Raw genomic sequence first — 12473 nt, forward strand, 5'->3', positions numbered from 1 at the left:
ATATAGTTTATGGATAGCGACTTCTACACTGCTTATTTATTGCATCGACGTCCCTATAGTGACTCTCAAGTGATGCTTGATATGCTTGTAGAGGGCGTTGGTCAGCTTAGAATGCTCGCACGTATTAGTGGTCGCCAGGCCACTAAACATAAAGCACAGTTACAACCTTTCCAATCGCTGCTTGTTCATTACAATGGCAAGTACGACTTAAAATATATTAATAAGTTTGAATTACATGGCAGGTCTCTTTTTTTAAAAGGGGATGAGCTTTACTGTGGTTTTTATTTAAATGAGCTGACTAACCGAATAGTGCCAATTAATGAGCCTATTGAACAAGTATTTCATTTATATAAAACTCATTTAGAGAACTTAAATAGTGGCGCTAATTTACAAGCTGTTCTTCGCTCATACGAATTTCAATTATTAGAGCTACTTGGTTATGGTGTTGATTTTAATTTTGATGCTAGCGGTGAGCCAATAGATGAAACGAAAACGTATAGTTATTTCCCCGAAGTTGGATTTTTAATACAAGATGACACTCGTTCAGGCTTTAGTGGCTTGCAGCTTAATGCTATTGCAAACCATGACTTTAGCCAAAGTGATGTGTTATATATGGCTAAGCAATTAAGCCGATATCTATTAAAACCATTACTAGGTAATAAGCCATTAAAAAGCCGTGAGTTATTTACGGCCTCTCAATAAACGTAATTTTACAGGTAAAATAATGAAAGATATTCTTTTGGGTGTAAACGTTGATCACATTGCAACGCTTCGCCAAGCACGTGGTACAAGCTATCCTGATCCAGCACATGCAGCGAGCGTAGCAGAGCATGCTGGTGCAGACGGTATTACGATTCACTTACGTGAAGACCGTCGCCACATTCAAGATCGTGACGTTTATGTAATGGCTAAAACTATTCAAACCCGTATGAACCTTGAAACTGCCGTTACCGATGAAATGATAGCGATTGCACTCGAAGTTAAACCAGAATACGTATGCTTAGTACCTGAAAAACGCGAAGAGTTAACTACAGAAGGTGGTTTAGATGTTGCTGGGAATATTGAAAAAATAAAAGCAGCGACTAAAACACTCAGCGAAGCTGGTATTAAAGTTTCGTTATTTATTGATGCAGACAAAGCACAATTAGATGCAGCAAAAGAATGTGGTGCGCCTTATGTTGAAATTCACACTGGTGCTTACGCTGATGCAACAAACGATATTGATTTAAGCAAAGAGCTAGAGCATATTCGAAAAGGCGTTAAATATGCAGCAAGCTTGGGCTTAATTGTAAATGCCGGACATGGGCTTCATTATCATAACGTTAAGCCTATAGCCGCAATGCCTGAAATTTATGAGCTTAATATTGGTCACGCAATTATTGCCCGAGCCGCAATTGATGGATTAGATAAAGCCGTTCGTGATATGAAACGATTAATGATCGAAGCGCGTTCTTAATTATTTTTAGTTTTGAAAAGACGCGCTTATAGCGCGTCTTTTTTGTTTTTATCGTTTAACTTTGCATCTATAAGCAAGTTTTCAAGTTCATCTTGTAACTCAAAAAGTTCAGGCTCAATATTTTCAAGTACGCATTTGTTTTTAAGTGAAGTTTCGATAGTCTCGGCTAATAATTTAAGCTTTGGTACACCTGTATAACAACATGCTCCGTGAAATTTATGAACGATAGTCAGTACTTGTTGGCAGTCTTTTTCCTCAATTGCTTTAACCAGTAGGTTGAGCGTTTCTGGCACACTCAATAGCAGCATATTAAGCATTTCTGATGCGAGTTCACTTTTACCACCAGCTCGTTGTAAAGCAAGTGCCCAATCGATTCGGTTGCTTTCAAATGGGGCAGGGCTTTGCGGTATATCATTTTTTGTTTTGTCGCGATTAATAGGTGTTTGTGGGCTATGGTCACTAATAATTTGTCTTAGCATATCCTCATCAATTGGCTTAGTTAAGTAGCCTTTGAAACCATCTTTAAGAAGTTGTTCTTTTTCGCTATGCAGTGCATGCGCTGTTACAGCAATAATAGGAGTATCTTCGTTTAGAGATGACTCTTGTATAAGCTTACATGCAGTAATGCCATCCATAATTGGCATTTGTATATCCATAAAAATGATATCGTATTTATGGCTTTTACTTAAACTGTAAGCTTGTGAACCATTATAAGCTGTGTCGATCACTTCAATTTGTTCGGCAAGTAATGTATTAATTAGCTTTAAATTTGCATCGTTATCATCAGCAATAAGCACTTTAAGAGGAAGTAATTGTTGCTCATTTTGTTCAATATTATGTACCGGATGGTCTAGTCGATAAGGAGCTGCAAGCACCTCACACAGCTTACGATGATTAAGCGGTTTACTTAAACATGCATCTGCACCGCTGCCAATAAAGGCTTCACGCATATTATGCGATACTGTATTAAGCATTAAGTATAAGTAATCGGTGGATTCGCGTACCGCTTTTACATAGCTTTTTAGGCGTTGCATATCATCAACAGAAGCCATATGACCAATTAGACAAATATCGTATTTAAAGTCTTTATTTTTTATAGCATCTAAAAAGCTGGTTTCGTTAAAGCAAGCTGTAACATTAGTTTGCCACTGCGTTAATAATGATAAAACAGCATGATGAGTATGCTCATGTGGCTCTAAATATAAAATACGTTTACCAACAAGTGATTTGCTTGGTAGATCGTCTGTAAATACATGATTGGGTAATCTAAATATACTATTAAAGGTAAAGCAGGTTCCGTTACCTGGCGCTGAGTTTAATGTTATGCGCCCGCTCATTGCTTCAACAATGTGCTTAGTAATAATTAACCCCAAGCCAGTTCCACCAAATTTACGTGTAATACTTGAGTCAGCCTGACCAAAAGGGGTAAATAAAGAGTCTTGCTTATCCATAGGAATACCTACGCCTGTATCGGTAACAGCTACCAGTACAGATGCACGTTCCTCGTCAAGTAATCGATAGCTTATATCGACCTTTATTGAGCCTTTTTCAGTGAATTTAATTGCATTACTTAATAAATTTATAAGTACTTGTTTAAAGCGAGTTGGATCGCCTGTTAAATTATCAGGTACTTGTGGATTGATATAAATAGACAGTTCAAGTTGTTTATCGTGCGCACTAGGTGCAAGTAAAGTCATTACTTCGTTAATTGCATCGCGTAATTGGAACTGAATTGATTCAAGTTCCATTGCACCAGCTTCAAGTTTAGAGAAGTCTAAAATATCACTAATAATAGTCATTAAGCTATTTGCTGAGAGCATAATAGTATCAAGATAATCTTTTTGATGTTTATTAAGAGGCGTTTTATAAAGCTGACGAGTAAAGCCCATTACACCATTTAAAGGTGTACGTAATTCGTGACTCATTTTTGCTAAAAAGTCTGACTTAACGCGGTTAGCATCTTGCGCCTCTTTTTTAGCCATAGTGAGTTCAATATTTTGAGTTTCGTATTGCTCTAGTGTTTCGCGGTAGTCGCTGGTTGCTTGATCGATGTTTTTTTGCATTTCATCTTTTTGCATCACCATAGTTTGAGCAATTGTATTTAAGCCTTCACGAAGTAGTTCAAACTCACCAATCATACTATCGTTTAAGCCCGTACTTCTTTTACCTTCTACGAGTTTGTCGGTTGCGAGCACTAACTTATTTAACGGCGTCATAAACATGCGGCTTAATCTTAATGCTAAAATAGCAGCAAAAACTAACGAGATAATAATTACAATTCCGCTAATTAGCAGAGCACGCTGTTGACCTATTACAGCTTGATCTTTATTTAACTGTAAGATAACGGTGCCCAAAGGAGATTGAAATGCAGATGGGTCCCATTTTGAATCATGAGTAGAGTGATTAATGATTGGACTGAAAAAGGTAATCAACTCGTCTGAGACTTGTATTTGAGTCGTATTTAAGTTTTGCAGCGATTTTTGATTAATTAGTTTATCAAAAGAGCGATGATAATTGCTGGTCATTAGTAGCTTGTTGTCATTATCAAAAATTGCAATCGACTTTATAGCTGGAGAGTGTTTGTTATGCGTGTAGCTAATTAAACGGCTAAGTAATTGTATGTTTTTTTCTATTAAGGGCTGCTCGAGCGCAATTGCAAGAGGCTCTGAAATAGTTGCGCCTTGCTGATATAAAATTTCATCAAGCTCAATGTAACGATTTATTGTAAAATAACCACCAAGTAGTAATCCAATGATCACCGTCGGGATCAGGGTCAGTGTTAAAACAGAATCGCGTAAGCCTAATTTGGTCATAATGGAAGCATTTTTATCATTATTAGTATGCTTTGAGTATATACGGTTCAACACCTATTCTCAAAGCATCTACGATAGCAGCAGATTAATTGTTTTAACCAATAAGCATTTAAGGTAACACCTAATGGCACAAATTTTTAAAGCCAAAAAAAAGCCACTACAAAAGCAATCCGTAGTGCTCGATATAACAGCAATGGATCATCAAGGTCGTGGTATAGCTAAACATAATAATAAAGTGTGTTTTGTTAGTGGTGCTTTACCTAACGAACAAGTTAAAGCAACTATTGTTGATGATAAAGCGCGCTATAGTAGTGCGGTTACTCAAAAGGTTATCAAAGCAAGTGAGTCACGCGTAACTCCTTTTTGTGAGCATTATAATCACTGTGGCGGTTGTCAATTACAACACTTAGATGCACGCCAACAAGTTGTTGAAAAACAAGCGGCAGTAAATCAGTTGTTTGAAAAGTTTGCTAAACAAAATAATTTAAATTGGCAAGAGCCATTATTAAGCAAGCCTACGCATTACAGACGCAGCGCTCGTATAGCGGTGATGTTTGATAAAGCAGCTAAAAAAATGAGGGTAGGTTACAGAGCAAGTGGTTCAAAAAATATTGTAAGTATTAATAAGTGCGCCATATTAAGTGAAGCGTTTGTAGATGTATTTACACTATTTGATAAAATAATTAATCAGCATAAAGCGTTGCACAGTATAAGCCATCTACAATTGTGTCAAAGTGATGAGCAAAATTTTGTTGTTATTCGCCATACAAAAGCAATACCTGATGAAATTAAAGGGTTAGTTGAGCAAACAACTGCAAATTATAAATACAATATTGTGTGGCAAAGTGAAACTGATGTAATTGATCACTCACATACAGCAATGCCATTTTATTACCTGGATGAGTTTGACCTTAAGTTTGAATTTGGTTTAGGTAACTTTATTCAGGTAAATGCGCAGGTTAATCAGGCTATGCTCAAGCAAGCCGCAAATTGGCTTAATTTAAATGGTGATGAAAATATATTAGATTTATTTTGTGGTATTGGTAATTTTTCACTAGTGCTGGCAAAACAAGCGAAAACGGTAATTGGTGTTGAAGGAGTTGTTTCTGCGGTTGCAATGGCTACTCAAAATGCGCAAACTAACTCTATTGATAATACGCAATTTCATTGTTTTGATTTAACGCAAAAAATTGAAAAAGCACAATGGTTTACTGATAATTTAAATGTACTCGTACTTGATCCATCTCGCACCGGTGCAATGGCTGTATTAGAGCAATTACCTTTAAAGCAGTTTAAAACAATTTTATATGTTTCTTGCGACCCTGTTACCTTAGCCCGTGACAGCGCTATTGTTTCGCAAGCAGGCTTTGAGCTTAATAAAATAGGGCTAATGAATATGTTTCCTCATACAGGACATATCGAAACAATGGCGTTATTTCAACGGAGGTAGAGCGCATTATGGTAGCTACACGTCAATCGCATCAACAAGATGAAACAGGTGATTTTGCCTCTCGTCTTAAATCACTCGACCTTTCTACCGAAAGGTCTGAGTTATTAAATCAAGCGCAAGCACTATGTGTTAATTGCGATAACGAAAGTCGACAAAATATGGCCATTGAAATGGTCGAGATTTTAGTTGAATTAAACCTTGATGCTGAATCGCTAGCTACTGCGTATTTAACACCTTATTTTTTAAGTGACTTAGTGTCGCTTGAAACCGTTGAAGAGCAGCTAGGTAATAACGTAGCAATGCTTCTAACGGGTGTAGCACAAATGGCTACAATTAGTACTTTATCGCATCAGGGTAAAGGCAATGTACAGGTCGATAATATTCGAAAAATGCTATTAACTATGGTGGAAGATGTGCGCGCCGTGGTTATTAAATTAGCTGAGCAGGTTTGCCACTTACGCAATGTAAAAGATGCCAACGAAGAAGAACGTGTAATTGCAGCAAAAGAAACAGCCGACATTTTTGCACCACTAGCCAACCGATTAGGTATAGGGCAATTAAAGTGGGAGCTTGAAGACTTATCGTTTAGATACCTTCACCCTGATATATATAAAAGTATAGCCAAGCAACTTGACGATAAGCGCTTAGCCCGAGAAGCCTATATGGAAGATATGGTTGAACAGGTTAAAAGCCGTTTGAAAGAGGCAGGTATTGAGGCGCAAGTGTATGGGCGTCCTAAGCATATTTACAGTATTTACAAAAAAATGGCGCAAAAAAATTACGAATTCGATCAGCTTTTCGATATTCGTGCAATGCGAGTTGTAGTTGAGCGCTTACAAGATTGTTATGGCGCGCTGGGAATCGTACACACAAATTGGCGCCACCTTAATAAAGAATTTGACGATTATGTAGCGACGCCAAAACAAAACGGCTATCAGTCTATTCATACCGTAGTATTTGGACCTGAAGGTAAAACGGTAGAGATTCAAATTCGTACCAGCGATATGCATCAAGATGCAGAGCTTGGTGTTGCTGCGCATTGGATATATAAAGAAGGTGCACTGCCAGGGCGCGGCTCAGGTTATGAGCAAAAAATCAGCTGGCTACGTAAATTATTACAATGGCAAGAAGAAGTAGTCGATGGCGGCGATTTAGCTGAAGAGCTTAAAAACCAAGTGGTCGAAGACCGCGTATACATATTTACTCCAAGCGGCGACATTATTGATTTACCACTTGGCGCAACACCACTCGATTTTGCTTACTATATTCACTCAAACGTTGGGCACCGGTGTATTGGCGCAAAAATATTTGGTAAAATAGTACCGTTTACGCATCAACTTACAACAGGCGATCAGGTAGAAATACTGACCCAAAAACAACCAAATCCAAGTCGTGATTGGTTAAACCCGTCATTAGGGTACATTAAGTCATCTCGTGCTAGAGCTAAAATTCATCACTGGTTTAAACAGCTCGACCGCGACAAAAACTTAAGTGCGGGTAAAGATATTCTCGACAGTGAACTTCAAAAGCTCAATTTAACTTACAAAGATTTAGAGCCCGCCATTAAGCGTTTTAATTTTAAAGAACTTGATGACTTAATGGTTGCGATTGGTGCAGGCGATGTACGTTTAAATCAAATGCTTAACTTTGTAAGTGATCGGACAGAAGATGAGCCGGTTATTCGTATTAAAGCACCTAGCAAAGTAACGGGTGATAAAAATGGCATAGTGGTTGATGGCGTTGGTAGCTTAATGAGCCATGTAGCTAAATGTTGCCGCCCAGTGCCGGGTGATGAAATTATTGGTTATATAACTCAAGGGCGTGGTATTGGTGTTCACCGAGAAGATTGTGACTCGTTTAACAATTTAAAAACTCAGCACCCAGAGCGCGTAATATCGGTAAGTTGGTCTGATGATATTAATGGCTCCTATGCACTAAGTATTAAAATTGAAGCGAGCGACAGGTCGGGTTTAATACGTGACATAAGTTCAGTGTTAGCTAACGAAAAAGTGAACGTACTTAATATGAATGTAAACACGGTAGGAGATAATCAGTTAGCAGTATTTACCATGCAAATAGAAGTGCATGATTTGTCTGGTACCAATCGTGTGCTTTCAAAGTTACACCAAATTGAAGGCGTGCACGATGCCAAGCGTGGACATTAAATATGAATAATAATACAGCGCTTACAAAGCTACTTAATATAATGAAAACACTACGAGATCCTGAAGATGGCTGTCCTTGGGATCTCAAGCAAGATTTTAAATCTATCGTGCCGCATACATTAGAAGAAGCTTACGAAGTTGCCGATTGTATCGAATCAGGCAACTTGGGTGAGCTTAAAAACGAACTAGGTGATTTATTATTTCAAATAGTTTTTTATGCGCAACTAGCTCAAGAGCAAAACTTATTTGATTTTAATGATGTAGTAGAGCAGCTTAACGATAAACTTACGCGCCGTCATCCTCATGTTTTTGGCGATAAAAAAGAGCTAACAGATGAGCAGTTATCGTACCAATGGCAATCAATTAAAGCACAGGAACGCTGCGAAAAAGCACATAAAAGTACAGCTTCGCTTTGGCAAGATATACCTATAAATATGCCAAGCTTGAGCAAAGCTAAAAAAATTCAGCAACGTGTTGCCTCACTTGGTTTTGACTGGCCTACCTATCATGGAGCACTTGATAAAGTGAGTGAGGAAGTGCTTGAAGTAAAAGAAGCGCTTGAGCATGACCCATTTTCAGATCACACGGCAGAGGAAATAGGCGACCTACTTTTTGCTACAGTTAATGTTGCACGCCACGTAAAACGCGATCCTGAACAATTAATGCGCAACGCTAATAATAAGTTTTCAGCCCGATTTGAAAAAGTTCAAGCTTACTTAAATGCACAAGGTAAAAGCCTTGATACAGCGACTTTTGAGGAAATGGACAGCGCATGGGATGCGATAAAAAAAGCAGGCTAATTTAGGGCGTGTTGAACTTTGTGGATTGAAACTTGTTCAATCTAGAGGCGATTAAATCGCGGCGTGAGTTTTATAACCTAGTGGGCTCGGTAACTGCTCCTGCGTTACTCTTGTAACTTATACCCATGTGAGAATAAGTGAAAATCGAGTAAAGCTCCCGCGTTCTGCTCACGCCTCTTACCTATATACATCTAGGCAACAAAGAGTTAGTAGCCCTAAAAAGAACTCAAAGGGCAGTGTATGCCTTGCCTTTATGCTGCGTTATCGTCTATTTATAGGGAAAACCACACATCATAGGTTCTGTCTTGCTTAAATACCAAATAAGCTGTTGAAAATTAAACCACCAAAGATCAACACGCCTTAGTCAATTTATATACTGTAATCGCCCATTTATAGAGAGTAGCTTATTGTACAAATTCTATTTTTTATAAAAAACTAAACTTACTGCTGTAAAGTCAATCATTATAGATAAACAAGCACTTAAATAGTGTGTGTTTTTTGTGCGTGTATTTACTAATTTTAGCTGGATTGATTAGCCGTGTTTTGGTACAATTTCGCCCCGTCTTGATGATATACCCTAAGGCTCTTCTTTGGGTGTTATATTCCTTTTAATTCCTGATATTCTAGGGTTCGCATGAGTACAAAATTTATCTTCGTTACTGGCGGAGTTGTTTCTTCGTTGGGTAAAGGTATTGCCGCAGCTTCACTGGCCGCTATTTTAGAAGCCCGTGGTTTAAATGTTACCATTTTAAAGCTGGATCCTTACATCAACGTTGACCCAGGCACAATGAGCCCAATTCAACACGGTGAAGTATACGTTACAGAAGACGGCGCAGAAACTGACCTTGATTTAGGTCACTACGAGCGTTTTATTCGTACCAAAATGACTAGTCGTAATAACTTCACACAAGGCCGTGTATACGAAGACGTATTACGTCGTGAGCGCCGTGGTGAATACCTAGGCGCAACTATTCAGGTTATTCCACATATCACTAACGATATTAAGCAACGTGTATACGATGGTGCTGAAGGTTATGATATTGCTATTGTAGAAATTGGCGGCACAGTAGGTGATATAGAATCACAACCGTTTATTGAAGCAATCCGTCAGATGGGAACTGAAATTGGCCGCGAACGCGCGCTATTTATTCACTTAACGCTAGTGCCATTTTTAGGTCCTGCAGGTGAAGTTAAAACGAAACCAACTCAGCACTCTGTTAAAGAGTTACGCTCAGTAGGTATTCAACCAGATATTCTTATTTGTCGTTCAGACCGTAAACTACCAAATAATGAGCGTGCAAAAATCTCATTATTTACAAACGTAGAAGAAAAAGCGGTTATTTCATTACCTGACGTAGACAGTATTTATAAAATTCCAGCGCTATTAAAAACGCAAGAATTAGATAACTTCGTATGTCGTCGTTTTCACTTAGATCTACCTGAAGCTGATTTAGCTGAGTGGGAACAAGTACTTTATCAAGAGTCTAACCCAACGGGTGAAGTGACTATTGGTATGGTTGGTAAATACACTGAATTACCAGATGCGTACAAATCGGTTAACGAAGCCTTAAAGCATGCGGGTCTTAAAAATCGTTTAACAATAAATATTCAATACGTAGATTCACAAGATCTTGAAAGCAAAGGTGTTGAGCTGTTATCTAATTTAGACGCTATTTTAGTACCTGGCGGCTTTGGTGGTCGTGGTGTTGAAGGTAAGATATTAGCGGCTAAATATGCGCGTGAAAACAAGGTGCCTTATTTAGGTATTTGTTTAGGTATGCAAGTAGCGCTTATTGAATATGCACGAAATGTTGCCGGTCTTACTGATGCTAACTCAACAGAGTTTAATGCAAAATCTGCTGCTCCCGTTGTTGGTTTAATTACTGAATGGCTTGATGCTGAAGGCAATGTTGAAACACGCAGCGAAAAATCTGATTTAGGTGGCACAATGCGTTTAGGCGCACAAAAATGTCATTTAACACCAGGTTCTAAAGTGCATGAAATGTACGGTAGTGATGAAATTGTAGAACGTCATCGTCATCGTTACGAAGTTAACAATAACTTTGTAGAGCAACTTGAAAAAGCAGGTTTGAGCTTCACTGGTTTATCAGAAGATAAAAAACTGGTAGAAATTATTGAAAATAAAGATCACCCTTGGTTTATTGCCGCTCAATTCCATCCGGAATTTACGTCAACACCACGTGATGGTCATCCGCTATTCGAAGGGTTTGTAGCAGCCGCTCATATCCACCAGAAAGCGTCATCATAATTTAAAAAAGCCGTGCATATTGCACGGCTTTTTTGTTTTAAGGGCTGACTAAGTTATATAAAACGTAGTAAAGTTAGTCGAACTCACCATTTTGGGAATATAGAGGAAACAAGATGTCAAAAATCGTAAAAGTAATCGGTCGCGAAATTATGGACTCGCGTGGTAACCCAACTGTTGAAGCTGATGTACATTTAGCTGATGGTTCATGGGGCCGTGCTGCAGCACCTTCAGGTGCATCTACAGGTACTCGCGAAGCATTAGAGTTACGTGATGGTGACAAAACACGTTATTTAGGCAAAGGCGTATTAAAAGCTGTTGGTTTTATCAATAACGAAATCGCAGACGCTCTAGCTGGTCAAAACGCATTAGAACAAAGCGCTGTTGATAAAGTAATGCTAGATTTAGATGGTACTGAAAATAAAGAAAAACTAGGTGCCAATGCAATCTTAGCTGTATCACTAGCGACTGCAAAAGCAGCAGCTCAATCTAAAAAAGTTGAGCTTTACGAACATATTGCTGACTTAAACGGTACACCGGGTGTTTATTCAATGCCTCTTCCAATGATGAATATCATCAATGGTGGCGAGCATGCAGATAATTCTGTAGACATCCAAGAATTTATGATCCAGCCAGTTGGTGCTAAAAACTTCCGCGAAGGCCTACGTATGGGGGCTGAAGTATTCCATAGCCTTGCTAAAGTACTTAAAGCTGACGGTCATTCAACGGCTGTTGGTGATGAAGGTGGTTTTGCGCCTAACCTTGCTTCTAACGAAGCGGCACTTGCTGCAATTAAAGTTGCTGTTGCAAACGCGGGCTACGAGTTAGGTAAAGACATCACTTTAGCGATGGATTGTGCTGCATCTGAGTTTTACGACAAAGAAGCAAACATTTACGACCTTAAAGGTGAAGGTAAAAAATTCACTTCTGAAGAGTTTAACTTCTTCTTACAAGATCTTACTACTCGTTACCCAATTGTTTCTATCGAAGATGGTCTTGATGAGTCTGATTGGGATGGCTTTGCACACCAAACAAAACTAATGGGTGATAAAATCCAATTAGTAGGTGATGATTTATTCGTAACAAACACTAAGATTTTAAAACGTGGTATCGACAACGGTATTGCTAACTCAATCTTAATTAAGTTTAACCAAATCGGTTCTTTAACTGAAACTTTAGCTGCAATTAAAATGGCTAAAGACGCTGGTTTTACTGTTGTTATTTCTCATCGTTCAGGTGAAACTGAAGACTCAACAATTGCTGATTTAGCGGTTGGTACTGCTGCAGGTCAAATTAAAACGGGTTCATTGAGCCGTTCTGATCGTGTTGCTAAGTATAACCAATTGCTTCGTATTGAAGAGCAATTAGGTGATAAAGCACCGTACAACGGTCTTAAAGAAGTTAAAGGTCAGTAATTCTATTTCATATAGAATCTGATTTTTAATTTAGATTATAAAATCCTCGCACAAGCGGGGATTTTTTATGCCTGATACTTTTATTCAAAGAGGTGAGAATAAGTTGTA

General features: G+C 38.4%; 8 protein-coding genes. 7 read left to right on the forward strand and 1 reads right to left on the reverse strand.

Annotation, left to right across the window (positions count from 1 at the left end):
- Nucleotides 1-9: 9 nt before the first annotated feature.
- Both recO and pdxJ read left to right on the forward strand, forming a co-directional pair.
- Nucleotides 10-702, forward strand: a complete 693-nt coding sequence (gene recO / locus GQR56_RS08815) for a DNA repair protein RecO (protein ID WP_166110468.1) — start codon at nucleotides 10-12, stop codon at nucleotides 700-702.
- Nucleotides 703-724: 22 nt separating this feature from the next.
- On the forward strand, nucleotides 725-1456 hold the full coding sequence (gene pdxJ / locus GQR56_RS08820) for a pyridoxine 5'-phosphate synthase (protein WP_166110471.1): 732 nt from the start codon (nucleotides 725-727) through the stop codon (nucleotides 1454-1456).
- A gap of 26 nt (nucleotides 1457-1482) precedes the next feature.
- Here pdxJ and barA read toward each other — a convergent pair whose 3' ends face one another.
- Nucleotides 1483-4269, reverse strand: coding sequence for a two-component sensor histidine kinase BarA (barA, locus tag GQR56_RS08825; protein ID WP_166110474.1), 2787 nt, complete (start codon nucleotides 4267-4269; stop codon nucleotides 1483-1485).
- Nucleotides 4270-4393: 124 nt separating this feature from the next.
- On the opposite strand from barA, the gene rlmD reads away from it, so the two are divergent.
- From rlmD to eno, 5 genes are all read left to right on the forward strand, one after another.
- On the forward strand, nucleotides 4394-5719 hold the full coding sequence (rlmD, locus tag GQR56_RS08830; RefSeq protein ID WP_166110477.1) for a 23S rRNA (uracil(1939)-C(5))-methyltransferase RlmD: 1326 nt from the start codon (nucleotides 4394-4396) through the stop codon (nucleotides 5717-5719).
- Between the two features lie 8 nt (nucleotides 5720-5727).
- Nucleotides 5728-7884: a GTP diphosphokinase gene (gene relA / locus GQR56_RS08835; RefSeq protein ID WP_166110480.1), complete on the forward strand. Its 2157-nt coding sequence runs from the start codon at nucleotides 5728-5730 to the stop codon at nucleotides 7882-7884.
- Between the two features lie 2 nt (nucleotides 7885-7886).
- On the forward strand, nucleotides 7887-8684 hold the full coding sequence (gene mazG, locus GQR56_RS08840) for a nucleoside triphosphate pyrophosphohydrolase (RefSeq protein ID WP_166110483.1): 798 nt from the start codon (nucleotides 7887-7889) through the stop codon (nucleotides 8682-8684).
- A gap of 634 nt (nucleotides 8685-9318) precedes the next feature.
- On the forward strand, nucleotides 9319-10953 hold the full coding sequence (locus GQR56_RS08845; protein WP_166110486.1) for a CTP synthase: 1635 nt from the start codon (nucleotides 9319-9321) through the stop codon (nucleotides 10951-10953).
- A gap of 113 nt (nucleotides 10954-11066) precedes the next feature.
- Nucleotides 11067-12365 carry a phosphopyruvate hydratase gene (gene eno, locus GQR56_RS08850; RefSeq protein ID WP_024610627.1) on the forward strand — a complete coding sequence of 433 codons (1299 nt, stop codon included), beginning with the start codon at nucleotides 11067-11069 and terminating at the stop codon, nucleotides 12363-12365.
- The last annotated feature ends 108 nt before the right edge of the window (nucleotides 12366-12473 follow it).

Origin of the sequence: Pseudoalteromonas sp. Z9A5, from assembly GCF_011378875.1 — a bacterium.
In the GTDB taxonomy this organism is placed as follows: Bacteria; Pseudomonadota; Gammaproteobacteria; order Enterobacterales; family Alteromonadaceae; genus Pseudoalteromonas.